Consider the following 23,899-nt stretch of genomic DNA (forward strand, 5'->3'; position numbering starts at 1 on the left):
CAGCATTACGGAATGGTCAGATTACACGCCTGTTAGATACTGTTACGCCAGCCTTCATGAACTCTCATATCCTTGCCCTCCTGGCGCTTGTTCTTGGCCTGTCGCTGGGCGCGCCGGCCTTGTCACAGGAGGTTTCGGCCACGCCGGTGACCACCGTGGACGAGGTTGTCGTCACCGCCCGCCGCACCGACGCCCCCATCTGGGAAGTGAGGCGCGGAGGCAGCACCCTCATCCTGGTTGGAGCCATCAGCGGCGTGCCGCGCGATGTCGAATGGCGACCCGAGGCGCTTGAGGCGGCGACGCGCCGCGCGCAGCGCATCCTGTTTCCTCAGGAAGGCCGCGCCTCGGTCGCCGATGTCCTCCGCCTGATCTGGCGTATCCGCACCGTGGCGACCCTGCCGAAAGGGACCACGACCGCCGACTATCTGGCCCCCGAGGTTCAGGCGCGGCTGGACGCGGTCATGGCGGATCAGCGTAATGACAGCTGGCGCACCAACAGCTTGATGATCCTCAGCATGGATCTGATGAGCGACAAGGCGGGCTATGAGCGCGGCCGCACCCGCAACGCCACCGATGTGATCAAGAAGGCGGCGCGCGACGCCCGCATCCCCGTGCTCCCGGTCGGAACCGTGCGCGGCGACGAGATCGTCGACAGCCTGATCACCGCTCCGCCGGCCACCTATGCGACCTGTCTGGAGACGGCCTTGTCGGCCGCCGAGGCCGGCCCCGAGGGAGCTGCGCTTCGCATCGCCGCGTGGAAGGCTCGTCGCGTGTCGGATGTCATGGCCCAGCCGCTGGAGCAGGCGCTGGGCCTGTGCTGGCCCTGGGGCGATCCCGAGATCGCGCCCTTGCTGCGCCGCCAGTGGGCCGACGCGGTGCAGACCGCCCTTGGCGAGCCAGGCGTGACCATGGCGGTGGCGCAGCTCCGCGTTCTGGCCGAGCCGGACGGCGTGCTCGATCAGTTGGCGGCTAAGGGCTACGAGATCGAAGGACCGGAGTGGAAGGCGGATCTCGCCGAAGCGACAGCCCCCTAGACCGCCGTGCCGCCGACCGTCAGGCCGCCCATCTTGAGGCTGGGCTGGCCGATGCCGACGGGGACGCCCTGGCCGGCCTTGCCGCAGACGCCGACGCCCGGGTCGAAGGCGAAGTCATCGCCGACCATCTGGATATGGGTCAGGGCCGTGGCCCCGTCGCCGATCAGGGTGGCGCCGCGGACGGGTGCGGTGATCCTGCCGTCCTCGATCAGATAGGCCTCGGTGCACTGGAAGACGAACTTGCCGTTGGTGATGTCCACCTGTCCGCCGCCGAAGTTGGCGGCGTAGAGGCCGCGCTTGGTCGAGGCGATCATGTCCTCGAACTTGTCGTTTCCAGCCTCCATGAAGGTGTTGGTCATGCGCGGCATGGGCATGTGGGCGAAGGACTGGCGACGACCATTGCCGGTGGCCTGGGCCCCCAGCTGACGCGCCGACAGCCGGTCGTGCATCAGGCCGACCATGATGCCGTCCTCGATCAGGACGGTGCGCGAGGTCGGGGTGCCTTCGTCGTCAAACGACAGGGAGCCGCGACGCCCGGCGATGGAGCCGTCGTCCACCACGGTTACCCCCGGAGCGGCCACCCGCTGGCCCATCTTGTCGCTGAAGACCGAGGAGCCCTTCCTGTGGAAGTCGCCCTCGAAGCCGTGGCCGATGGCTTCGTGCAGCAGGACGCCGGGCCAGCCGGCGCCCAGGACCACGTCCATCTCGCCCGCCGGGCAGTCGATGGCGTCCAGGTTGACCAGGGCCTGCCTCAGGGCCTCGTCGATCTGGCCCTGCCAGCGGTCGGGGGCTAGCCAGGCCTCGAAGCCCGCGCGGCCGCCGGCGCCGGCCGAGGCGCTCTCGCGCTTGCCGTCGCGCTCGACCGTGACCGAGACGTTGACGCGGACCAGGGGGCGCACGTCGCTGAGCAGGCGGCCGTCGGCGCGCAGGATCTCGATTGCGCGGCGTTCGCCGGTGATCGAGGCCGAGACCTGAACCACGCGCGGGTCGCGGGCTCTAGCCCAGGCGTCGATCTCCGACAGCAGTTCGATCTTGTCCGAGAAGCCGGGCGAGGCGAGGGGATCGACCTCGTCATAGAGTTTCTGGTTGGTGGCGCGCGGGGCCGCGGCGGCTTGGCCGGAATAGCCGCGCTTGGCCAGGGAGGCGCTGTCTGCGGCGCGGCGGATGGCGGCGGCGGAAATCTCGTTGGCGTGGGCGTATCCGGCGGTCTCGCCCGCCACGACGCGCAGGCCGAAGCCCTCGACCGCGTCGTATGAGGCGCCCTTCAGCCGGCCGTCGTCAAAGACGAGCGATTCGCTCTCGGTCTTTTCCAGGAACAGCTCGCCGTCGTCGGCGCCGGCCAGGGCCGTCTGCAGGATGGACAGGGCCTCGTCGGGGGCCACGCCGGCGGCGTCGAGGATGGGGGAGGGGGAGGCGGCGTTGCTCATGAAGGCTAGATAGGGGCTGAGGGGCGCTGCGTCACGGCCCGTCAAGGCGATCGGCCCCTCTCGCGGTGCGAAAGGGGCCGAACCATCATTGTTGTCGGAAGGCGATCAGTCCTGGGTGACGTCGCCCGAGCCGCTGATGTCCTGACGCAGCTGGGCCGGGCGGCGGGTCAGACGGACCGAGCCGCTGCCCGAGACATCGACCTCGGCCTTGCCGGTCGGGCCGACCTCGGCGTCGCCGCTGCCGCTGACGCGCAAGGTTGCGTCGGTGACGAACAGCTCTTCCAGTTCGGCGTTGCCGGAGCCCGAGATGTCCAGGGTCACGGCCTCGGTCTTGCCCTGGGCGCGAACCTCGGAGCTGCCGGTCAGGGTCAGGTCCAGCGCGGGCTGGTCATAGCCGCGGATGTTCAGCTCGGTCGGGCCCGACAGGTCGAAGGCCTTCACCGAGGGGGCCTTGATGACGACCTTCAGCACGTCGGTCTCGCTCCAGCCGTGGATGCCCGTGCGGGTCCAGCGGATGTAGCTGCGGTCGCCGCGCGGGACGTCGTCCATCGTCAGGCGGCCGTTGGAGAAGCGGACGCGGTCCACAACGGTCTTGGGACCGATGATGGTGATGCCGGGCTCGTCGGCCTGCTGGTCGTAAGTGATGTCGGCGGGCAGATCGATGGCCAGCCGCTGGTCGCCGGTCCAGGCGATGGTGCGGGTGGTGTCGGGCGAGACGGCGCCCCGCTCGACCTTGAAGCTGTCGTCGCCGGCGTCGTCGTCGGTGACCACCCAGGTCCAGTCCTGGCGGGCCAGGTCGCGTCCGCCGACGGCGAAGGCGCCGCCGATGCCGACGATGGCCAGGATCAGACCGGCGCCCGAGATGATGAGTAGATTGCGGATCATGTCAGTTCCTCCCTCAGGTCCAGCTTCAGGCTTGCGATTGGGGTTCGAGCGCGGGCTTGACCACGCGGTAGTGCAGGCGGGCGTACCAGACGGTGGCGTCGATCAGCCACTTGGTCAGCAGGGCCATGGTCCCGGTCATGAAGATGCCCAGACCCATCAGGCCGACGCCCAGCAGGGCCGCCGCGAGGGCGCCGCCCGGCACGCCGATGAAGGGGCCGACCACCAGGACGGCGCCGCCGGCCACGAAGACCGCAACCCCGGCGATCAGCAGCGACAGCACCGTGCCGAACACCGGCAGGGCGATGGGCAGCAGGATCAGGATGTCGATCGCGCCCAGGCCCAGGATGCCGAAGATGGCCCCGGCGGCCGAGGAGGCGGTCTGCTCCTGTCCCCAGCGCTTGGCGCTGGCCTCGGCCTTCAGCTCGCGGGCCAGGCGGTCAGGATCGCCCAGGGCCTCGGCGACCTGCGCCTCGGTGCGGCCGGCGGCGAGGCCGTCGGCGAAATGGCTCTCATAGTCGGCGACGATGTCGGCCGCCGTGGTGGTCGGCAGCCCGACCAGGCCGCGTTGCAGGCGGGCCAGGAATTCGGCGCGGTTCATTATTCATCTCCCCGTTGAGCGTCTGCGGATTGGTCAGTCAGGGCGGCCGGTTCGACCGGCGCGCCGGCGGCGATGGTCTCGCTTCGGGCCGCGGCTGTGCCGGCGACCAAGGCGTCGACAGCCTGGGCGAAGGCCCGCCATTCGACGGTCTGGCCTTCCAGGGCGGCGCGTCCCGATGCGGTCAGGCGATAGTATTTGCGCGAAGGACCGCTGGAGGATTCGACTAGATAGGTCTCGACCAGTCCGTCGGTCTGCATTCGCCGCATCAGCGGATAGATGGTGCCTTCGCCCATGCCGATGGCGTCGGACAGGCGGCTGGCGATTTCGTAGGCGTAGCTGTCGTCGCGGGCCAGCAGGGCCAGCACGCACAATCCCAGCACGCCTTTCTTCAGTTGGATGTCGATGGATTCGGGCATGGCGTTCCCTTCGGTGATGACGAATGGGTATCGCAAGGTATCGTGTGGTGCAAGGTAGCTATCTTTACATGACAGCGAATTAATCCGCCGAAGTTTCGCCTCATCTCTCCACTTGCGGCGCTTGATCGCTTGGCAAGCGCAACCCGAGCCGATAAGGACCGGCCTGAAACGCCGAGGTCCGCCAAGGGCCCGGGGGTGTTTGCGAATTGCTCGCAAGTATCGGCTGCGAAACGGTTTATGAGGACTCGAATGGGGATGGGCACGCGAGCCATGGCGCGGATCGGAGGCGGTGTCGCCGCGACCGCCCTTGCCGCCTTCGTCGCCGCGCCGGCATGGGCGCAGGATCTGCTGGGGCAACCGACCCCGGGCGGAATCAACCTGCAACCCGCCGCCGCGCCGCTGAAGCATGAGGCGATCTTCTTCCATGACGTGGTGCTGATGCCCGTCATCACGATCATCACCCTGCTGGTTCTGGGCCTGCTGATCTGGATCGCCATCCGCTTCAACAAGAAGGCCAACCCGGTTCCGGCCAAGTGGAGCCACAACACGGTCATCGAGATCATCTGGACCGTGGTGCCGGTGCTGATCCTTGTCGGCATCTCCCTGTTCTCGTTCCGCCTGCTGTTCGCCTATCACGACATGCCGGACCCCGACCTGACGGTTAAGGTCACGGGCAACCAGTGGAACTGGGCCTATGAATACCCTGACCAGGGCGTGGCCGAATATATTTCGAACATGACGCCCGAGGACCGGGCGCCGCCCCACCTCTATCGTCTGGCCGCCGACGAGCCGATGGTCGTGCCGGTCGGCAAGACCGTTCGCCTGCTGGTCACCGCCTCCGACGTGATTCACGCCGTCGCCTTGCCGGCTTTCGGCCTGAAGACCGACGCCGTCCCGGGCCGAGTCAACGAGACCTGGTTCAACGCCGAGAAGACCGGCATCTACTACGGCCAGTGCTCCGAGCTGTGCGGCGTCGACCACGCCTTCATGCCCATGCAGATCAACGTCGTCACCGAGGCCGAGTTCGCCGCCTGGGTCGCCTCCAAGGGCGGCTCCATGACGAAGAAGGCTGATGAAGCCGCCGCTGCCGCCTCTGCGGCCGCCGCCGCCGCCCCGGCCGCCGCCGCCGCAGTCGTCGCCGCTCCGGCTGCTGACGCCGCCGCCGTCCCGACCGCCGCCGCCGCTCCCGCGGCCCCCGCAGCCGCTGCCGCGCCCGTCGCGCCGGCCGCCCAGTAACAAGACGCGAGAGCCCAACGATCATGGCCACCGCTGCCGCAACGCACGACGATCATCACGACCACAAGCCGGGGTTCTTTACCCGCTGGTTCCTGTCGACCAACCACAAGGACATCGGGATTCTGTACCTGGTGTTCGCCATCTTTACCGGCATCATCGGCGGCGCCCTTTCGGGCCTGATCCGCTGGGAACTGGCTGAGCCGGGCATCCAGCTGTTCAAGGAAGGCACGATCATCCAGCAGCTGGGTCTCGTCGAGGCCTCCAAGCACGGCTACAACGTCACGGTCACGGCCCACGCCCTGATCATGGTCTTCTTCGTCGTCATGCCGGCGACCATGGGCGGCTTCGCCAACTACTTCACGCCGATCATGATCGGCGCGCCGGACATGGCCTTCCCGCGGATGAACAACATCTCGTTCTGGCTGCTGGTCGCGGCCTTCATCCTGCTGTGCATCTCGATGTTCGTCGACGGCGGACCGGGCAAGGGCTTCGGCGGCGGCTGGACGGCCTATCCGCCCCTCTCCACCATGGGCCACACGGGGCCGTCGTTCGACCTAGCGATCTTCTCGCTGCACGTCGCCGGCGCCTCGTCGATCCTGGGCGCGATCAACTTCATCACCACCATCTTCAACATGCGCGCGCCGGGCATGACCCTGCACCGCATGCCGCTGTTCGCCTGGGGCGTGCTGATCACGGCCTTCCTGCTGCTGCTGTCGCTGCCGGTTCTGGCGGGCGCCATCACCATGCTGCTGACGGACCGCAACTTCGGCACCTCCTTCTTCGATCCGGCCGGCGGCGGCGACCCGGTGATGTACCAGCACCTGTTCTGGTTCTTCGGTCACCCCGAAGTCTACATCATGATCCTGCCGGGCTTCGGCATCATCTCGCACATCGTCTCGACCTTCTCGAAGAAGCCGATCTTCGGCTACCTCGCCATGGCCTACGCCATGGTCGCCATCGGTTTCATCGGCTTCATCGTGTGGGCGCACCACATGTACACCGTGGGCATGAGCATCAACCTGCGCGCCTATTTCGTGGCCGCGACGATGATCATCGCCGTGCCGACCGGGGTGAAGATCTTCAGCTGGATCGCCACCATGTGGGGCGGCTCCATCACCTTCAAGACCCCCATGCTGTGGGCGATGGGCTTCATCTTCCTGTTCACTCTCGGCGGTGTGACCGGCGTGGTCCTGTCAAACGCCGGCATCGACTACAGCCTGCACGACACCTATTACGTCGTGGCCCACTTCCACTATGTGCTGTCGCTGGGCGCGATCTTCTCGATCTTCGCGGGCTTCTACTACTGGTTCGAGAAGATGTTCGGCGTGAAGTACAACGAGTTCCTCGGCGCGGCCCACTTCTGGATCATGTTCGTCGGCGTGAACCTGGTCTTCTTCCCGCAGCACTTCCTGGGTCTGCAGGGCATGCCGCGTCGTTACATCGACTACCCGGAAGCCTTCACGCTCTGGAACCAGGTCTCGTCGGTCGGCTATCTGATCACCATCGTCGGCGTCGCCGTCTTCCTGGTCATGCTGGTTGAAGCCGCGGTCCGTCGCCGCAAGGGCGAGGCCAATCCGTGGGGCGAAGGCGCCACCACGCTGGAGTGGACTCTCTCGTCGCCCCCGCCGCACCACCAGTTCAACGAACTGCCGGTGGTCAAGGCGGACAACCACTGATCCGAACCGGATAACCCTTGAGAGGCCGCCCTTTCGTCACCGGAAGGGCGGCCTTTGGCTTTTAATGACCATGACCGACCACCCCCCACGCGAGACCCCGCTCGTTTCGACGGCCCAGCCGGAAGACTTCTTCCAGTTGCTGAAGCCGCGCGTCATGTCGCTAGTGGTCTTCACCGCCGTGACCGGCCTTGTGGTCGCGCCGGGCCATTCCAACCCTCTGCTGGCCGCCATCGCCGTCCTGTGCATCGCCGTGGGGGCCGGTGCTGCGGGCGCGCTCAATATGGCGCTGGAAGGCGAGACCGACGCCCTGATGCGGCGCACGCGCGGTCGTCCGGTCGCGGCGGGCCGCGTTCGCAAGAATGACGCCATGGCCTTTGGCGTCATCCTGTCGATCTTCTCGGTCATGCTGCTGGGCATGACGACCAACTGGCTGGCCGGGGGGCTGCTGGCCCTGACCATCGTCTATTACGCCGGCTTCTACACCCTGCTGCTCAAACGCCGGACGCCCCAGAACATCGTCATCGGCGGCGCCGCCGGCGCCTTGCCGCCGGTCATCGGCTGGGCGGCGGTGACGGGCCAGGCGCCCTGGCAGGCCTGGCTGCTGTTCCTCATCATCTTCCTGTGGACCCCGCCGCACTCCTGGGCCCTGGCCCTCTATTCGGCCGGCGACTACGCCAAGGCCGGCATCCCGATGATGCCGGTGGCGCGCGGCGCCAGGTCGACCCGGCTGCAGATCCTGATCTACACCCTGATCTTCGTGCCGGTGGCCATCGCCCCGGCCTTCCTCGGCCTCGGCGGCGTCGTCTATCTGGCGGTGTCGGTGGCGGGCGGCCTCTTCTTCCTGGCCCTGGCGATCCGCCTTTGGCGCTCGCGTGCGGGCGATCAGCCCGACAAGGCCGAGGCGGTGGGGCGAGAGGCCGCATTGTATGACGTTCGGGCCGAGGCCAAACCGGCCCGCAACCTGTTCGCCTTCTCCATCCTGTATCTGATGGCGCTGTTCTCGGCCTTGCTGGTCGAGCAGCTGCCGGGCCTGGGAGCCTGACCCGCGTGAACCGTCCGAATTTCATCAAACTGACCGACGAACAAGTGCGGGCGCGCAAGCGCCGCAACGTCGCCATCGCCCTGGGCCTGATCGGCTTCATCGTCCTGGTCTTCATCGTCACCGTCGTGAACCTTCAGCGCAACACCGAGGCCCGCAAGGCGGCCGAGGCGGCGGCTCTGGCCACGGTCGAACGCGCTGATCCGGCCCTGCCTGCGCCTGTGGCCGCACCGGAGGCGCCGGTCTCGGAGCCGGCGCAGTGAAGGACCGCAAGAATCTCGTCGCCTTCATCTGCGCCGCCGTGGTTATGGGCATGACCGGCGCGGCCTTCGCCGCCGTGCCGCTGTATCAGCTCTTCTGTCAGGTGACGGGCTTCGACGGCACGGTGAAGAAGGCCGAGGCGGCCCCGACCCAGATCCTGGACCAGAGCGTCCTGATCCGGTTCGACACCAACGTCCGCAACCTGCCGATGGACTTCAAGGCCGAGCAGGTCAGCCAGCGGGTTCGCATCGGCGAAACCGGCATGGCCTATTTCAAGGTGACCAACACCTCGGATCAACCGATTCACGCCACGGCCGCCTACAATGTCGTGCCGGAGCGCGCCGGACCCTATTTCCAGAAGCTGCAATGCTTCTGCTTCGAGGGGCAGGCGATCGCGCCGGGAGAGACCAAGGAATTCCCGGTCCAGTACTTTGTCGCCCCCGAGATGGCGACCGACGCCGAGTCCAAAGGCGTGCGCGAAATCACGCTCAGCTACACCTTCTTCCCCACCAAGGGGTTCCAGCAGGCGGCTTCTGGTGAAACCGCTACTGGCAAAGCCGGATAGCGGGCGCTATAGCCCCTGTAAGAACGATCTCTCGCCGTAATTCAGAGACCCTGGCCATGGCCGACGCGCACGCAAAACCGCATCACGACTATCACCTGGTGGACCCGAGCCCCTGGCCGCTGATCTCGTCCATGGCCTGCGTGGTCATGTTCGTGGGCGCGGTCATCTGGATGAAGGGCCTCTTCGGCCTGCCGGAAGGGTCGAAGATCGTCTTCTTCGCCGGTCTTGCCGGGGTGCTCTACGCCATGTTCGGCTGGTGGTCGGACGTCATCAAGGAATCGAAGAAGGGGGATCACACCCCGGTTGTTTCGATCGGTCTGCGCTACGGCATGGTGCTGTTCATCGCCTCGGAAGTGATGTTCTTCGTCGCCTTCTTCTGGATGTTCTTCGACATGGCGCTCTTCACCGAGTCGCGCGCCCTGACGCCGGAAGTCGGCAACTGGGCCGACACAGCCGCCTCGTGGACGACCTGGCCGCCCAAGGGCGTCGAGCTGCTGGACCCCTGGGGCCTGCCGCTGCTGAACACCGTCATCCTGCTGCTGTCGGGCACGACCGTCACCTGGGCGCACCACGCCTTGCAGGTCGGCGACCGCAAGGCCGCCAAGCTGGGTCTGCTGATCACCGTCCTGTTGGGCGTCATCTTCACGGGCGTTCAGGCCTACGAATATCACCACATCCTGCACGAGGGCTACTTCTTCAACGAAGCCGCCACCCACTCGAAGCTCTATGGCTCGGTCTTCTTCCTGACGACGGGCTTCCACGGCTTCCACGTCCTGATCGGCACCATCTTCCTGGCCGTCTGCCTGCTGCGCCTGCAGATCGGCCAGATGACGCCCCAGAAGCATTTCGGCTTCGAGGCCGCTGCCTGGTACTGGCATTTCGTGGACGTGGTCTGGCTGTTCCTGTTCGCCTTCGTCTACGTCACCTTCGGGTGAAGACGGGCGAACCAGCCTCTGCACTTCAAACGGCGCGGGACGAACAGTCCCGCGCCGATTTGCTTGGCGGGCAGGCCATTCTCGCCGGCATGCGGGGGCTTTGTCCTCGCTGTGGCGAAGGGCGACTGTTTGAGGGCTTCCTGAAGGTCCATCCCGCCTGTGACGCTTGCGGCCATGAGCTGGCCTCGGTCGAGACCGGCGACGGCGCCGCCACCTTCATCATGCAGATCGCCGGTTTCGTCGTCGGCTTCTCGGCCCTGGCGGTCGAGATCGCCTGGCGTCCGCCGATCTGGCTGCACCTGATCCTCTGGCTGCCCTTGGTCGCCGCCCTGGCCCTGGGCCTGATGCGACCCGGCAAGGGGCTGATGATCGCCCTGCAGATGCTGAGAACTCGAGACCTGAAATGACTGCCGCCGTCCGCCCCCGTTTTCCCCTCGTGCTGACCGTGCTGGCCCTTGTCATGCTGGGCGTCCTGCTGATGCTGGGCGTCTGGCAGGTGCAGCGGATGCAGTGGAAGGAGGGCCTGATTGCGGGCGCCGAGGCCGCGGCCGACAAGCCGCCACTGCCGCTCGTCGAGGCGCTGAGGGTTGAGAACCCCGAGTTCCGCCGCGTGATCCTGACCTGCCGTGGTCTGGCGGCTGCGCCCTTTGTCGAGCTGCAGTCGATCGAGAACAGCGATGCGGGCGTGCGCCTGATTTCAGCGTGCGCGGTCGATGGCGCTCCGACCCTGCTGGTCGATCGCGGCTTTGTCGCCGCCGAGGCGTCCGCCCGGCCGCCGGTCAACGCCGCCGACACCATGCCCGTAGTCATCACCGGCGTCCTGCGTCGCGCCCCGGCGCCCAGCGCCCTGACCCCGCCCCCTGCCGAGGGCCGCTTCTATGGTCGCGACGCCGATGCCATGGCGCGCGTATTGAAGATCGAGGGGCCGGTCTCGCCCTTCACCGTCTTCGCCACGACATCAAGCAATCCCGACTTGCAAGCGCTGAAGCCTTCGGCCCCGCCCGCCGCATTCTCCAACAACCACCTCGGCTACGCCCTGACCTGGTTCGGTCTCGCCGCCGCCCTGATCGTCTTCTACGGAGCGCTGCTGCGCCGCCGCATGACCCGCAAGGACACAGAATTCTGACCGCTCGCCTGCACACCCTCGCCAACGGCGTCCGCGTCGTCTGCGATCCCATGCCCGGTCTGCGGACCTTCGCCCTGACGGTCGCCGTGCGCGGCGGCGCGCGGATGGAGGATGAGTCCCGCTCCGGCTGGTCGCACCTGCTCGAACACCTGGTGTTCAAGGGCGCTGGCGAAATGGGCGCGCGCGACATCGTCGAGCGTATCGAGGCCGAAGGCGGCTCGATCAACGCCGCAACGGGCTATGAGCGCACCAGCTTCGAAATCCGCGCTCTGAATGGTTCGCTGCCTCTGGCCATGCAGATCGTCTCCGACCTGGTATTCCGCCCCACGCTCGATCCCGCCGAGATCGTGCGCGAAAAGGACGTCGTGGCCCAGGAGATCGCCGAGGCCTTCGACACCCCCGACGACCATGTCTTCGAGATGGCCCAGACGCGGGCCTATGCCGGCCAGTCGTTGGGGCGGCCCATCCTCGGCACCGTCGCCAGCTTGGAGCCCGCCGATCGCGCCGCCGTGGCCGACTGGCGCGCCCGGCTCTATTCGCCCGACCGTATGGTTGTGGCGGTGTCCGGAGCTGTCGATGAGAACGAGCTTCTGGCCCTGGCCGAGCGCTGGTTCGGGCAGGAGGCGGCGACGCCGCTGGCCCCCCTGGCGCCCGCCGTCTTCGTCGGCGGTGAAGCAAAACTGACCCGCAAGATCGAGCAGGCCAATCTGGTCTTCCAGTTGCCGACCATGGGGGCGCTGGATCCGCGCCTGCCGGCCCTGCGGCTGTTTACCGAGATACTGGGCGGCGGCATGGCGTCACGGCTGTTCCAGAGCGCGCGAGAGGATCGGGGGCTGGCCTACGCCATCGACGCCTATCAGGAGGCCTATGAGGACGCAGGCCTTTTGGGCATCTACGCCGGGGCCGCCGCCGACCGGGCGGTCGAACTGGCCGAGGTCAGCGCCGCCGAGCTTCTGGACCTGGCCGAGAAGGGGCCGAGCGACGCCGAGCTGTCGCGGGCCAAGGCCGTGCTGAACGCCACCCTGTGGATGGCCGACGAAAGTCCCGCCAGCCGTGCGGGCCGCAACGCCGCCCAGACCCTGATCTTTGGCGGGCCGGTCTCGTCCGAGGACAGCGCGGCCCGCATACTGGCCCAGACCAGCGAAGACCTGCGCGCTGTGGGGGCCGCGATGGTCGAGGCCGGGCGGTCGGCGACGGCGGTGCTGGGGCCCAGGGCGGCGGCGCCGGCGGGCGCCGCCTTTACCGCGCGTCTGACGGGTCGATAAGTCGTGGCTGGCGTCGGGCGCGCGCTGAGGTAGTCTGCCGCCATGGCGCTGTTTGACTGGATGGCCGAGACGACTGGACCGGTCCTGTGCGGGCGGGGGGTCCTGCTGCGCCCGCCACGCCCGTCGGATTACCCGCAATGGGCCGAACTGCGCGGGGGGTCGCGTGACTATCTGCAACCATGGGAACCGGCCTGGGCCGAGGACGACCTGACCCGATCGGCGTTCCGGCGGCGTCTCGGCGTCTATGCGCGTGAAATGGAGCTTGGGACGGCCTGGCCGCTTTTTGTGTTCGACCCCGAAGAAGAAGCTCTGATGGGGGCCATCACCCTGTCCAATATCCGGCGTGGCGTGGCTGAGACCGGCACCCTGGGCTACTGGATCGGCCTGCCCTATGCGGGGCAGGGCGTGGGGACAGCCTCGGCGCAGGCCATGCTGGGCTTTGCTTTCGGCGCGCTGAAACTGCACCGGGTGGAGGCCGCCTGCGTCCCGGCCAATCAGGCCTCGCGCCGCGTTCTGGAAAAGGCGGGCTTTCGCCACGAGGGACTGGCGAAAGCTTATCTGAAAATTAACGGCGCGTGGGCAGACCATCTGCTGTTCGGCGTCACACAGGACGAGTTCGTCCCTGACCCGGCCGTGTCCAGTTCTTACACCCGGGAATCGCTTTGAGCACACGATCCAGAGCGCTGGCCTGGGACCCGACGACGGCGATCGAGGCGCTGGCCGCCGCCGACGCCGCCTTGTGGATATGGACGCCGGCCGACGACCAGATACGCTTTACCGGGGCGACCCGGTCGCTGGGCCTCGGGCCGCTGGCGCCGGAATGTTCGGGCGCCGCCTTCGCGGCCCTCGCCATGCCCCAGGACCGCGCCCTCGCCGACCGCCTGCTCAAGCCCCAGGCCGAGGGGACCGAGATCGCCGTGCGCCTGCGCATGCGTGGATGCGAGACCTGTCTGTGGCGCGGCGTATGGCTGGAGGACGGGCTTCGTGCGGCCGGCGTCGTCGCGCTGGAGACCAAGTTCGCCGGAGCGGACCGGGACACCCTGACCGGCCTGCTGGATCGCCGCACCTTCCTCGTTCGCGTCGCCGAAACCCTGGCCCAGCCGGGCGACTATGAGCTGGTCGTGGCCGATGTGGATCGGCTGCGTCGTCTGAACGAGGCTCTCGGGCACGAGCGCGCCGACCTGGTGCTGTCGGCCCTGGGCTCGCGTCTGGCGGCCGCCTTTTCACAGGAATGCTCGCCCGCGCGCATAGGCGAGGACGAGTTCGCGGTCCTGGCGCCCCGTGGGGCCACTGGCGCCAGCGAGCGAATGCGGGAGGCTCTGGAGCAGCCGCTGAGGGTCGCCGGCTTCGACATCTATCCGACCGTCTCGATCGGCGCGGTCGCCGCCGAGGGCGGGCCGGACGCACCCGATCCGGCAGAGCTTCTGCGCCGGGTCGAATTGGCGGTGGAGCAAGCCAAGACCGCCGGGCGCGGCGGCGCGGCGGCCTACGGCCGGGCGCTCGAATCCGACAGTCTGTCGCGACTGGCGCTGGAGGCCGACCTGCGCAACGCCTTCGTGCGCGGTGAAATCGAACCCTTCTATCAGCCCATCGTCAATCTGAAGACCGGCGCTGTCGCAGGCTTCGAGGCCCTCGTGCGCTGGCGCCATCCGCAGCGTGGCCTTGTGCCGCCGGACGAGTTCCTGACGCTGGCGGACGAAATGGGCCTGATGAACGAGCTCGGCCTGTTGATGATGACCCAGGCCTCGCGCCAATTGGCGGAATGGCTGCATCGTCATCCCGGCGCCGGGGCGCTGTTCTGCAGCGTCAACCTGTCGGTGGGCGAGATCGAGCGCGATCATCTGGTCGAGGACGTGGCCCGGATCATCCAGGAGACGGGCCTGCCCCGCGGCGCGCTGAAGCTGGAGGTCACGGAGGGCGACATCATGCGCGACACCGCGCACGCCGCCGAGGTGCTGACGAGACTGCGCGAGGCGGGGGCCAGCCTGGCGCTGGATGACTTCGGCACCGGCTTCTCGTCCCTGTCCTATCTGGCGCGCCTGCCCTTCGACACGCTGAAGATCGACCGCTACTTCGTTCTGACGATGAACAAGGACGAGGGCTCGGCCAAGATCGTCAAATCCGTCGTCAACCTGGGTCGTGACCTGTCGCTTGAAGTCGTGGCCGAGGGGGTCGAGAACGCCGAACTTGCCGGCCTGTTGCTGGAGGCCAGCTGTCACTATGGCCAGGGCTTCGGCTATGCCCCCGCCCTCCCGGCCCAGGAGGCCGAGGTCTATCTGAACGAGTCCCTGGCCGACGGCACGGCCCCGATCAAGGCGCGTTCGGCGTAGCTTTTTCTTTCGTCATCCTCCGGCAAGCCGCGCAGCGGCGCTGACCGGGGGACCCAGCGGCGCCCGGAGGGCGAAAACCGCTGCGCTGCCTTGGCCGTGAAGATCGCCTTCGGCGCCGCTGGGTCCCCCGATCTCCGCTTCGCTTCGTCGGAGGATGACGGAGAGACTAGTGCTTCAGGCCCGCCCGCTTTGCGCCGACAGGCGGGCGGCGTCGACGCCAAGGCCGGCAAGGGCGCGGCTCCACTTGGTCTGGTACTCGTCGTCGAAAATCAGGTCGGGATCGGCGTCGGCGGTCAGCCAGACGTTTTCACTCAACTCCTCTTCCAACTGACCCTCGCCCCAGCCCGCATAGCCCAGCAGCAGGATCGATTGGCGCGGTCCTTCCTCGACGTCGGTCATGGCGTTCAGGGCGTCGCGGGTCCCGGTCATGGCGAGGCCGTCGCCGAAGGCCATGGTGGCCTCGTCGCTGGACCAGTCGTCGGTGTGAAGGACAAAGCCGCGTTCGCGCTCGACCGGCCCGCCGATCAGGACCGCGCGATCCCGAAGCGTTTCCGCGTTCGGGGTCTCCAGCTTGATCAGCACCTCGGACAGGGACACGCCAGGCGCCGGCTGGTCCAGCCGCAGGCCCATGGCATGCTCGTCGTCATGGGCGCAGATCAGGATGACGGCGTGGCGGAAACGGTCGTCGTCTATACCCGGCATCGCTACCAGAAGACGCCCGGTCAGGGAGGAGAAGGCGGTCATACCCCTATCATCGGGGGCGGCAAGCGCCTGCGCAAGACGCCCAGCGAGACTGAGGGAACGAAGCCGGCTTGGCGATCCTTCTTCCCGTCTCTATCTGACAGTCGAACGCCGCCCGGATTTCCCGGGCCTTTCAGCCCCGGAGACCTGCATGACCATCCAGATCGGCGACCGTATCCCCGACGCGACCCTGACCACCATGACCGCGGACGGCCCCAAGCCGGTCACCACCGCTGAACTGTTCGGCGGCAAGACGGTCGCCCTGTTCGCCGTCCCCGGCGCCTTCACCCCGACCTGCTCGGCCCGCCACCTGCCGGGCTATGTCGACAACCGCGCAGACCTGACGGCCAAGGGCGTCGACACCGTGGCCTGTGTTTCGGTCAACGACGCATTCGTCATGGGCGCCTGGGCCGAGGCCAACGACCTGAACGGCACGGACGACGTGGTCATGCTGGCCGACGGCAACGGCGACTTCACTCGCGCGGTCGGCCTGGCCCTGGACGCCAAGGGCTTCGGCATGGGCGAGCGCTCGCAGCGCTATTCCATGCTGGTCAAGGACGGCGTCGTCGATCAGCTGAACATCGAACAGGGCGGCGAGTTCAAGGTGTCCTCGGCCGAGCACCTGCTGGCCCAGCTCTGATCCGGTCTGTCATGGTCTGATCCATGACGGACGTCTTCACCCCGGAGAAACGCAGCGCGGTCATGCGCCGGGTGAAGGGGCGCGACACCGCGCCCGAATGGAAGGTCCGGCGGATGCTGCGCGCCGCCGGGATCGGCTACCGTCTGGGCGGGTGCGGCCTACCTGGACGGCCCGACGTGGTGATGAAGGGGCGTAGGGTCGCCCTCTTCGTCCACGGCTGTTTCTGGCACGGTCACGACTGCCCGCGCGGCGCGCGAAAGCCAAAGGCCAACGCCGACTACTGGATCGCCAAGATCGACCGCAACCGGGCGCGAGACGCGCGCGTTGCGGCGGAACTGACCGCCGAGGGTTGGCGGGTGGTGACGGTCTGGGAGTGCCGCTTACGCGAGCCGGGCTCTGCTGAAGCGCTGGTGGCTCAGGTTCGAGATCAGGCCGCTGCGCTCTCCGCCGCGTCAGCGGCCTCCGCCGCCTCGGTCAGCACCTGAGACAAGGCGCCCAGCAGCGATCCCGGCGTCAGGGGTTTGGAGACGAAATAGTTCATCCCGGCGGCGGTGCAGGCGGCGATATCCTCGGGCGCAGTGTCGGCGGTGACGGCGATGACCGGGACGGCGGCGTTCAGCCCGCCCCCGGCCCGCAGGCGGCGCGTGGTCTCGCGGCCGTCCAGTTCCGGCATCCGCACATCCATGAAGACCACGTCGAACTGGGCCCGTTCACAGGCCTCCAGCGCCGCCAGCCCGTCCTCGGCCATGGCGATTTCGCAGTCTACCGATTGGAGGATCAACTGGATGGCGCGGCGGTTGATGGCGTGGTCATCGACCACCAGCACGCGGAGAGGCGATTCCGAGACGTCGTCTTGAGGGGGGAATGTTTCGGCGGAAGTCGGAGCAGTCTCTGCCTCGATCTCGCGCTCTGGCGCGGTGGGCAGGACCGTGTCCGAGGGCCGGGCCAGGGCCCGAGTGATGGTGGCGCGGGCTTCAGGCTCGAGGGTGGCGGGCGGCGCTTCGGCCGTCGCGCCGCGTGGCAGGCTCAGCGACAGGGTGAAGGTCGATCCTCGACCCGGCGCGCTACGCACAGTCAACCGACCGCCCATCAACTCGATCAGGTCGCGACTGATGCTGAGGCCCAGGCCTGAGCCGCCGAAGCGGGCGGCTACGCCGTCCGTGGTCTGGTCGAAGGCGGTGAAGAGACGACCCAGTTGCTCGGTGGTCATGCCCGGCCCTGTATCCTCGATGTCGATCAGCAAGAGGTGGGCGCCGTGCTCGTCAGGCCAGGATTGCAGACGCAGCGTGATGGCGCCGTCGTCGGTGAACTTCATGGCGTTGGAGATCAGGTTGTTCAGCACCTGACGCAGCCGCATGGCGTCGCCGCGGACCATGCGCGGCAGGTATCGTGCGCCCTCCATCCGCAACCGCAGGCCCTTGGCGCGGCTGGGGGCCTGCCAGAGGCGGGCGGTCTGGGACACCAGGAGGCGAAGGTCGAAATCTCGGCTGTCGACGCTCATGCGTCCGGCGTCGAGCCGGGCGTGATCCAGCAGGTCGTCCAGCAGGGCCTTCATCATCAGGCCGGCGTCCGTGATCAGGGCGACCTGCTGGCGGGGCGATCCCGCCTTTCCGCCCCGTTCCAGCTCGTCGGCTCCGGTCAATATGGCGCTGATCGGGGTGCGCAGGTCGTGGGCGACGGCGGCCAGGAAGGCGCCGCGGCTGGCCATCGCGGCCTCGGCCTCGGCCCGCTTGCGGTCGGCTTCGATGCGAGCCTCGGTTTCGGCCCGGTTGGCGCGGAACAGGTGCCGACGCGTGCTCAGACAGAAGGCGGTGTAGGTCAGGATGGCCACGGCGACGGCTGTGACGATGTGGGGCGGCGCGCCCAGCTGAGCCATGAACAGCGGCGTCAGGGCGAAGATCGCCAGTTGTGGCAGGACGGTGCAGGCGAAGATCCGCATTGATCCCGCCGACATGACGACCGAGTTGATCATGCCTGCCGACAGCAGGACCGAGGCCGCCACCCCGCCCATGGCGCCGCCGATGACCCACAGGGGCACGGCGATGACGCCGAAGAAGCCGGCGTTCAGCATCAGCACCAGATCGCCATAGACCCCGCGCCAGCCGGTCGGTTCGACGACCTTGCCCTGGACAAGGGGCGCAAAGACCTCGGCTTCCAGAAACTGGATCAGGGTGTAGAGCACCAGCCAGATGGCGCTGAAACGCCAGCCCAGCATGGGGCTGAACACCAGAGCCGTCGCTGCGCCCATGACGATGCGTTGCAGCATCGCCTTGCGGCGTTGTCGAATTGCGGGCGCCCAGATGGTCGAGGCGTCGGCGGCGATCTGCGTCATGCGACATTCCGAGCGGGCGATTTTCGCCTATCAGAACAGATGATGCAGCAGCTTGCCCTAATGCTCCGTCAACGGCCGGAACCGACCGCATCTGAAAGGCAGGCGAAGCCTTCGGCGCGCAGGCGGGCGGCGAGATCGCGCTTGATCCGCCCGATCAGACCGGGCCCCTCATAGATGAGGGCTGAATAGATCTGCACGGTCGAGGCGCCGGCCCGGATACGCGCCCAGGCGTCTGCGCCGCTCTCGATGCCCCCTACGGCGATCAGCGGCAGGCGTCCGGCGGCAGCCTCTGCTGCGGCTTCCAGCGCCTTCTGCGCGAAGGGCTTGAGGGGGGCGCCGGACAAGCCGCCGGCTTCGCCCGCAAAGGCCGACTTCAGCGAGGCGGGACGTTCCAGGGTGGTGTTGGATACGATCAGGGCGTCGATGTGATGCGCCAGAGACGCCTCGACGATCATGCCGATCTCGTCGCCGACCAGGTCGGGCGCGATCTTCAGGAAGACCGGAGCGCCGTTGGCGGGTCGCGCCTCGTTGATCCGGCCCAGGAGGTCGTCCAGGGCCTCGCGACCCTGCAGCGCGCGCAGACCCGGGGTATTGGGCGAGGAGATGTTGACGGTGAAGTAATCCGCCAGACCGGCCAGACGGCGCAGGCCGGCGACATAGTCCGCCGCCTTGTCCTCGGTATCCTTGTTGGCCCCCAGGTTGGCGCCGATGGGCGTGCGTTTCGGGCGGCGCGTCAGACGCGCGGCGAAGCGCTCCAGCCCCTCGTTGTTGAAGCCCATGCGGTTGATGATGGCCCGGTCGTCAGACAGACGGAACAGGCGTGGTCTGGGGTTGCCGGCTTGGGCGCGCGGCGTGACCGAACCGCATTCCACCGCGCCGAAGCCGAGGCGCGACAGGCCGTCCAGCGCCTCGCCGTTCTTGTCCAGACCGGCGGCCAGACCGACCGGATTGGACATCTCCAGCCCGGCGATGCGGGTCTTCAGGATCGGATCCTCGGCGCCCGGCGCGGGCAGGGGCGTGACCTGAAGGGCGCGAATAGCCAGACGGTGCGCCGTCTCAGGGTCCATCTGGCGCAGGAGGACGGCGCCGAGATCGGTCAGGCTCATGGAAACTCGCTCAGGATCATGTCGCCCGCGTCCGTCACCGACAGGGCGCGCACGCCTCGCGTCGCGGCCACGGGCAGGCGGCCGTAGATATGGGGAAACAGGGCGCCGCCGCGCGACGGCTCCCAGATCAGGGTCTCGCCCAGGGCGTCGAGATCGACCTCGACCAGCACCAGGTCGCTCTGACCCGCATAGTGTTTGGCGGCGGTCACGGCCAACTGGTCGGCGGCGGACAGGTGAATATAGCCGTCGGCCTGATCGACAGGCGAGCCCTCATAGGCGCTCTCGGCCAGGGTCGCACGCCAGTCGGCGCGGCTCAGGATCTTGAAGGCGACGGTCGGCAGGTCGGTCATTTGGTGAGATCGTGCGGCGTCAGCCAGCCTTCATAGGTGGGCCGTCCTGCGACATCGACGGTGAAGATTGCGGCCGCCCCGGTCGGGAAGCCGCCGCTCATCTTGTCCAGCACGCTGGGCGAGGCGGCGCTTTCGATCAGGTATTCGACCGCCAGCTGATGCACGCCCGGATTATGCGCCACCAACAGCAGGCAGCCCGCCTCGTCCTCGGCGGCTTCGACGGCCCGCCGCAGAGTGTCCGCGGAGGCGTTGTAGAGAGCCGGCGACAGTTTGAGGTCGACGTCCCCCATGGCCTCGCTGACCGCATCCCAGGTCTGATGCGTACGCGTGGCGCTGGACACCAGGGCTGTATCCGGGCGGAGTCCGCGCGCGGCGAGGGCTCGTCCCATGGCCAGGGCGTCGGCGCGCCCGTGTTTCGACAGGGGGCGGTCGATGTCGCCGCCGGACGCGTTCTTCTCGGCCTGGGCGTGGCGCATGATGATCAGTCGCTGCATGGGCTCGCCTTAAGGCTGTTTGCTTTCGCCGACCAGAGCGTGAGCGGGCGGCCCATGGTCGCGCGAGGCGGGCGAGGGCGTCAGCGCGGGCCGCCCCGCGAGCACGGTCTGGGCCAGGCCTTGTGGACGGACACGGGCATAGGACTGACGCGACGCTTCCAGCATGATCAGGCCCGCCGCCCCCGGCAGCAGCCACCGGCCCACCTGTTCGATCCCGTCGGCCATGGGCAGCAGGGGACGCCAGGGCGGGACATAGAGGGCCTGGGACCAGGCGGCCGGCTCCAGCCCCACCTCGCGCACCAGTCGTTCAAGCTGGCCGCGTGTGAAGGGACGGCCGTGGCCGAAAGGCGTGGCTTCCGCCCGCGCCCACATGCCGCCGCGCGCCGCGGTGGCCAGGATGATCCGACCCGCCGGGGCGAGGGCGCGCACAGCCTCGGTCAGCAGGGCGCGAGGATCATCGGCTTCCTCGAGGGCGTGGACCAGCAGGATGCGGTCAAAGGCGCCGGCGGCGAAGGGCAGGCGTCGTTCATCGACCAGCAGGGTGCGATTGCGCCCGCCGGCTGCCCATTGCTCGGCCCCCTGGCCGCCGGGCATGGCTGCGATGACCCGTCGCGCCCCGACGAAGCCGTCCAGCCAGGGCGTGGCGTAGCCCAGCCCCAGCACGTCGCTGCCCTCGGCCTCGCCCCAGGCGTCGTCCAGCCGCCGCGCCAGCATGCGCCGCACCAGCGCGCCGGTCGGCTCGCCGTAGAAGGTGCGAAGATCATCGATGCTGCGCCGCATGGAGGCATTATGGCTGAAAACACGATGGATGTCGGCCTTTCCCGCCCCCATCCGCTCATCCTCGCGGAGGCGGGGACCCAGGGCTTCGGCCTCACGCGCCTTACCAAGAGGGGCGGCAAGTTGACGATGGCGCTTGAAGTTCTTACCGGGTCCCCGCCTCTGCGGGGATGAGCGGGTGTTGATGGGCGCGCGCCGATCAGCCTGCTAGGATGCCTCCATGACCTTGACCGTGCGCCAGTTCGCCTGCCTGTCCGACAACTACGGCTTCCTGATCCGCGACGAGGCGACCGGAATGGTCGCGGCCGTGGATACGCCGGACGCCGAAGCCATCCTGGCCGAGATCGAGGCCTCCGGCTGGGGGCGTCTGGACCTGATCCTCAACACCCACTGGCACCCCGACCACACCGGCGGCAACGAGCGGCTGAAGGCGGAGACCGGCTGCGAGATCGTCGGCCCGGAAGAGGTGCGCCGCGCCGCGCCGCTGGATCGCGTGGTGGTCGATGGCGACGTGGTGATGTTGGGCGGGACCCGATTCGAGGTCGTGCTGTCTCCGGGTCACACCCTTGGCCATGTGGTCTATCGCGCGGTCGAAGATGATCTGGCCTTCGTCGGCGACGTCATCTTCGCCCTGGGGTGCGGTCGCCTGTTCGAAGGCTCCCCGGAACAGATGTGGGACAGCCTCAACCGCATCGCCGCCTGGCCCGAGACGACAACGCTCTACTACGCCCACGAATATACCGCATCCAACGCCCGCTTCGCTCTCAGTCTTGACGAGCGGCCCGAGATGCTGGCCCACGCCCAGGCCATCTTCGCCGCCCGTGAACGCGGCGAGCCGACCGTGCCGACCAGCGTCGGCGTGGAGCGCCGCTTCAACCCCTTCCTGCGCGCCGCCGACGCAGCCGGATTCGCCGCGAGGCGTGCGGCCAAGGATGATTTCAAGGGCTAGGGCGGCGGCCTTCTAGGGCCGGTCTTTCGCCTTCTGGTCAATCAGGACGGCCTTTTGCCACGGGCTCGGCGCCTTGTCCGTGCGATGGATGCAGCCGACCCAGCAGCAGGGACGCTTCTTGCCCTCCCGTAGTTCTTCGGCGGTCCGCTCAATGCGACGCTGACGTGTCTTCGGCTGTTTGGCGTCATCCACCCAGCAGATGAACTCGTTGCGGCCCAGAGGCGTCAGTCCCTCCCACAGGGCAAGGACCTCGGCGTCCGATCGCAAGGCCGCCTGAAGATCCCCGCCCGCCTTGTGGACGACGCCATGCGGAAAATCCTTGGCCATGAAGCCTCCGGGACATGCGGCCCCGCCGCAACGTCAGAGCTTGTTCGCAGGGCGACAGAATGTCCACTGGCTGTCGTGAATACGAGTTCGCTTATGGGGGAGGCGGACATTGGGCTTGAGCGCGTCGCGGACATGGTGATGATCGGACGTTGAGGCATCGGTCTCGGTCGAGGTTCCCGAATGGTTGATGCTGAACCCAGCGAAGCGTGCCCGCCCCGGCAAACTCTGACAGCACTGTTCCTGCGCTTTCTGCGGTTTGGTGTTCTCGCGTTCGGGGGACCGGTCGCGCAGATCGCCATGATCCGCCGCGAGTTGGTCGATGAGGAGCGGTGGATCGACAGCAGCCGGTTCAATCGTCTGCTGGCTGTTATGCAGGTGCTACCCGGACCAGAGGCGCACGAACTTTGCGTTCACATGGGCATCAGGGCTCGCGGGCGGCTCGGCGGGCTACTGGCCGGACTCGGGTTCATGCTTCCCGGTCTTGTGCTGATGCTGCTGGCGGCTTGGGCCTACTCGGAACTGGCGGGGCGGTCTCCAACTCTTGCAGCGGTGTTCGTGGGGGTTCAGGCCACCGTCTTGGCGATCATTGCTCGTGCCGTGCATCGCATCGGCGAACACATCCTCACGTCGCTTTCGCTATGGATCATCATGGGGGCGACGGCAGTCGCCACGGTTGCGGGCCTGAGTTTCTGGATCGTCCTGCCGGCAGCGGGATTATCCTACGCCGGCGTGAGATCGGGGCGTTGGTGGCTTGTCGCCCTCGCCCTCTTCGCGGCGATTGCCTTGGGGCTCATCACACAGTCTGACGCGGCGGAGTTTGCTTCACCGCCAAGCGCCGCAATGGCGGCGACAACCTTTGCCCTTTTTCTAGCGGGGCTAAAGGGAGGACTGCTGACGTTCGGCGGTGCCTACACCGCCATTCCATTCGTGAGGGCAGACACCGTGGATCGTGGCTGGGCCACAGATGCCCAGTTTCTGGATGGGGTAGGCCTGGCGAACGTGCTGCCCGCACCTCTGGTGATCTTCGCCACTTTCGTCGGCTGGATGAGCGGGGGCCTGACTGGCGCATTAGTCATCACAGCGGGGATGTTTCTCCCTGCCTTCGCCTTCTCGATGATCTTCTATGAGCGACTTGAGCGCGTTGTAGAAAACGAACGGCTCCAAACGTTCCTAGCAGGGGTCGCTGCCGCTGTGGTGGGCGTCATCGCAGTCACGACGTTCGAGCTTGCGAAAGCGGCTGTGGCGAACACCCCGAACCTTCTTCTGACAGCCTCGCTCTTCCTCGTCGGTCTCGTCGTCGTCTACTTCTGGAAAAGCCGATACAGCGCGCCGCTCGTGCTTGTGACCGGAGCGATCATTGGCGCGGCGTTGCCTAGGTGATCCTGCGCAG

27 protein-coding genes are annotated in these 23,899 nt (G+C 67.6%); 16 read left to right on the forward strand and 11 right to left on the reverse strand.

Annotation, left to right across the window (positions count from 1 at the left end; translation table 11 throughout):
• Positions 1-56 precede the first annotated feature (56 nt).
• Entirely contained in the window at positions 57-1,034 is a 978-nt protein-coding gene (locus tag ACOZBP_RS14185; RefSeq protein ID WP_422676963.1) for a TraB/GumN family protein, read from the forward strand.
• On the opposite strand, the gene tldD is transcribed toward ACOZBP_RS14185, so the two are convergent.
• The 4 genes from tldD to ACOZBP_RS14205 form a co-directional block, all read right to left on the reverse strand.
• Positions 1,031-2,461: a metalloprotease TldD gene (tldD, locus tag ACOZBP_RS14190; protein WP_422677057.1), complete on the reverse strand. Its 1,431-nt coding sequence runs from the start codon at positions 2,459-2,461 to the stop codon at positions 1,031-1,033. The genes ACOZBP_RS14185 and tldD overlap by 4 nt on opposite strands.
• Positions 2,462-2,566: 105 nt before the next feature.
• Positions 2,567-3,346 carry a GIN domain-containing protein gene (locus tag ACOZBP_RS14195; protein WP_422676964.1) on the reverse strand — a complete coding sequence of 260 codons (780 nt, stop codon included), beginning with the start codon at positions 3,344-3,346 and terminating at the stop codon, positions 2,567-2,569.
• A gap of 25 nt (positions 3,347-3,371) precedes the next feature.
• Positions 3,372-3,944: a DUF1700 domain-containing protein gene (locus tag ACOZBP_RS14200; protein ID WP_422676965.1), complete on the reverse strand. Its 573-nt coding sequence runs from the start codon at positions 3,942-3,944 to the stop codon at positions 3,372-3,374.
• Entirely contained in the window at positions 3,944-4,360 is a 417-nt protein-coding gene (locus tag ACOZBP_RS14205; protein WP_422676966.1) for a PadR family transcriptional regulator, read from the reverse strand. Before ACOZBP_RS14205 ends, ACOZBP_RS14200 begins: the two co-directional genes overlap by 1 nt.
• A gap of 249 nt (positions 4,361-4,609) precedes the next feature.
• Between ACOZBP_RS14205 and coxB the strand changes: the two genes are divergently transcribed.
• From coxB to ACOZBP_RS14260, 11 genes are all read left to right on the forward strand, one after another.
• Entirely contained in the window at positions 4,610-5,596 is a 987-nt protein-coding gene (gene coxB / locus ACOZBP_RS14210; RefSeq protein WP_422676967.1) for a cytochrome c oxidase subunit II, read from the forward strand.
• Between the two features lie 23 nt (positions 5,597-5,619).
• Entirely contained in the window at positions 5,620-7,272 is a 1,653-nt protein-coding gene (gene ctaD, locus ACOZBP_RS14215; protein ID WP_422676968.1) for a cytochrome c oxidase subunit I, read from the forward strand.
• A gap of 64 nt (positions 7,273-7,336) precedes the next feature.
• Entirely contained in the window at positions 7,337-8,314 is a 978-nt protein-coding gene (gene cyoE, locus ACOZBP_RS14220; RefSeq protein WP_422676969.1) for a heme o synthase, read from the forward strand.
• Between the two features lie 5 nt (positions 8,315-8,319).
• Positions 8,320-8,574 (forward strand): hypothetical protein, encoded by a 255-nt coding sequence (locus tag ACOZBP_RS14225; RefSeq protein ID WP_422676971.1) that lies wholly within the window; start codon positions 8,320-8,322, stop codon positions 8,572-8,574.
• Positions 8,575-8,618: 44 nt separating this feature from the next.
• Positions 8,619-9,137: a cytochrome c oxidase assembly protein gene (locus ACOZBP_RS14230; RefSeq protein ID WP_422677058.1), complete on the forward strand. Its 519-nt coding sequence runs from the start codon at positions 8,619-8,621 to the stop codon at positions 9,135-9,137.
• Between the two features lie 56 nt (positions 9,138-9,193).
• The gene (locus ACOZBP_RS14235) at positions 9,194-10,072 is read left to right on the forward strand and encodes a cytochrome c oxidase subunit 3 (RefSeq protein ID WP_422676972.1); all 879 of its coding nucleotides are present in this window, start codon (positions 9,194-9,196) and stop codon (positions 10,070-10,072) included.
• Positions 10,073-10,161: 89 nt separating this feature from the next.
• Positions 10,162-10,479 (forward strand): DUF983 domain-containing protein, encoded by a 318-nt coding sequence (locus tag ACOZBP_RS14240; protein WP_422676973.1) that lies wholly within the window; start codon positions 10,162-10,164, stop codon positions 10,477-10,479.
• Positions 10,476-11,198 carry an SURF1 family protein gene (locus ACOZBP_RS14245; protein WP_422676974.1) on the forward strand — a complete coding sequence of 241 codons (723 nt, stop codon included), beginning with the start codon at positions 10,476-10,478 and terminating at the stop codon, positions 11,196-11,198. Before ACOZBP_RS14240 ends, ACOZBP_RS14245 begins: the two co-directional genes overlap by 4 nt.
• 50 nt (positions 11,199-11,248) lie before the next feature.
• Positions 11,249-12,463 carry a M16 family metallopeptidase gene (locus tag ACOZBP_RS14250; protein ID WP_422676975.1) on the forward strand — a complete coding sequence of 405 codons (1,215 nt, stop codon included), beginning with the start codon at positions 11,249-11,251 and terminating at the stop codon, positions 12,461-12,463.
• Between the two features lie 42 nt (positions 12,464-12,505).
• The gene (locus ACOZBP_RS14255; RefSeq protein ID WP_422676976.1) at positions 12,506-13,129 is read left to right on the forward strand and encodes a GNAT family N-acetyltransferase; all 624 of its coding nucleotides are present in this window, start codon (positions 12,506-12,508) and stop codon (positions 13,127-13,129) included.
• Positions 13,126-14,793: a putative bifunctional diguanylate cyclase/phosphodiesterase gene (locus ACOZBP_RS14260; RefSeq protein ID WP_422676977.1), complete on the forward strand. Its 1,668-nt coding sequence runs from the start codon at positions 13,126-13,128 to the stop codon at positions 14,791-14,793. The genes ACOZBP_RS14255 and ACOZBP_RS14260 overlap by 4 nt, the downstream gene beginning before the upstream one ends.
• 174 nt (positions 14,794-14,967) lie before the next feature.
• Here the strand turns inward: ACOZBP_RS14260 and ACOZBP_RS14265 are convergent, their stop codons facing one another.
• Entirely contained in the window at positions 14,968-15,537 is a 570-nt protein-coding gene (locus ACOZBP_RS14265) for a YqgE/AlgH family protein (protein ID WP_422676978.1), read from the reverse strand.
• A gap of 148 nt (positions 15,538-15,685) precedes the next feature.
• Here ACOZBP_RS14265 and ACOZBP_RS14270 point away from each other — a divergent pair, with 148 nt between their 5' ends.
• Both ACOZBP_RS14270 and ACOZBP_RS14275 read left to right on the forward strand, forming a co-directional pair.
• Complete coding sequence (locus tag ACOZBP_RS14270) at positions 15,686-16,174, forward strand: peroxiredoxin (RefSeq protein WP_422676979.1); 489 nt, start codon at positions 15,686-15,688, stop codon at positions 16,172-16,174.
• A gap of 23 nt (positions 16,175-16,197) precedes the next feature.
• Positions 16,198-16,659, forward strand: a complete 462-nt coding sequence (locus tag ACOZBP_RS14275; protein WP_422676980.1) for a very short patch repair endonuclease — start codon at positions 16,198-16,200, stop codon at positions 16,657-16,659.
• Here the strand turns inward: ACOZBP_RS14275 and ACOZBP_RS14280 are convergent.
• From ACOZBP_RS14280 to ACOZBP_RS14300, 5 genes are all read right to left on the reverse strand, one after another.
• On the reverse strand, positions 16,602-18,506 hold the full coding sequence (locus ACOZBP_RS14280; RefSeq protein ID WP_422676981.1) for an ATP-binding protein: 1,905 nt from the start codon (positions 18,504-18,506) through the stop codon (positions 16,602-16,604). The genes ACOZBP_RS14275 and ACOZBP_RS14280 overlap by 58 nt on opposite strands.
• A gap of 68 nt (positions 18,507-18,574) precedes the next feature.
• Positions 18,575-19,612, reverse strand: coding sequence for a quinone-dependent dihydroorotate dehydrogenase (locus ACOZBP_RS14285; RefSeq protein WP_422676982.1), 1,038 nt, complete (start codon positions 19,610-19,612; stop codon positions 18,575-18,577).
• The gene (locus ACOZBP_RS14290) at positions 19,609-19,962 is read right to left on the reverse strand and encodes a DUF952 domain-containing protein (protein WP_422676983.1); all 354 of its coding nucleotides are present in this window, start codon (positions 19,960-19,962) and stop codon (positions 19,609-19,611) included. The genes ACOZBP_RS14285 and ACOZBP_RS14290 overlap by 4 nt, the downstream gene beginning before the upstream one ends.
• Positions 19,959-20,456: a SixA phosphatase family protein gene (locus tag ACOZBP_RS14295; protein ID WP_422676984.1), complete on the reverse strand. Its 498-nt coding sequence runs from the start codon at positions 20,454-20,456 to the stop codon at positions 19,959-19,961. The genes ACOZBP_RS14290 and ACOZBP_RS14295 overlap by 4 nt, the downstream gene beginning before the upstream one ends.
• A 9-nt stretch (positions 20,457-20,465) precedes the next feature.
• The gene (locus ACOZBP_RS14300) at positions 20,466-21,236 is read right to left on the reverse strand and encodes a class I SAM-dependent methyltransferase (RefSeq protein WP_422676985.1); all 771 of its coding nucleotides are present in this window, start codon (positions 21,234-21,236) and stop codon (positions 20,466-20,468) included.
• Between the two features lie 217 nt (positions 21,237-21,453).
• On the opposite strand from ACOZBP_RS14300, the gene gloB reads away from it, so the two are divergent.
• Positions 21,454-22,182, forward strand: coding sequence for a hydroxyacylglutathione hydrolase (gloB, locus tag ACOZBP_RS14305; RefSeq protein ID WP_422676986.1), 729 nt, complete (start codon positions 21,454-21,456; stop codon positions 22,180-22,182).
• A gap of 12 nt (positions 22,183-22,194) precedes the next feature.
• On the opposite strand, the gene ACOZBP_RS14310 is transcribed toward gloB, so the two are convergent.
• Positions 22,195-22,509 carry a YdeI/OmpD-associated family protein gene (locus ACOZBP_RS14310; protein ID WP_422676987.1) on the reverse strand — a complete coding sequence of 105 codons (315 nt, stop codon included), beginning with the start codon at positions 22,507-22,509 and terminating at the stop codon, positions 22,195-22,197.
• A 180-nt stretch (positions 22,510-22,689) separates the two neighbouring features.
• Between ACOZBP_RS14310 and chrA the strand changes: the two genes are divergently transcribed.
• Positions 22,690-23,889, forward strand: a complete 1,200-nt coding sequence (gene chrA / locus ACOZBP_RS14315) for a chromate efflux transporter (protein WP_422676988.1) — start codon at positions 22,690-22,692, stop codon at positions 23,887-23,889.
• Positions 23,890-23,899 lie beyond the last annotated feature (10 nt).

It is taken from the genome of Brevundimonas sp. NPDC058933 (assembly GCF_049315965.1).
Taxonomy (GTDB): domain Bacteria; phylum Pseudomonadota; class Alphaproteobacteria; order Caulobacterales; family Caulobacteraceae; genus Brevundimonas.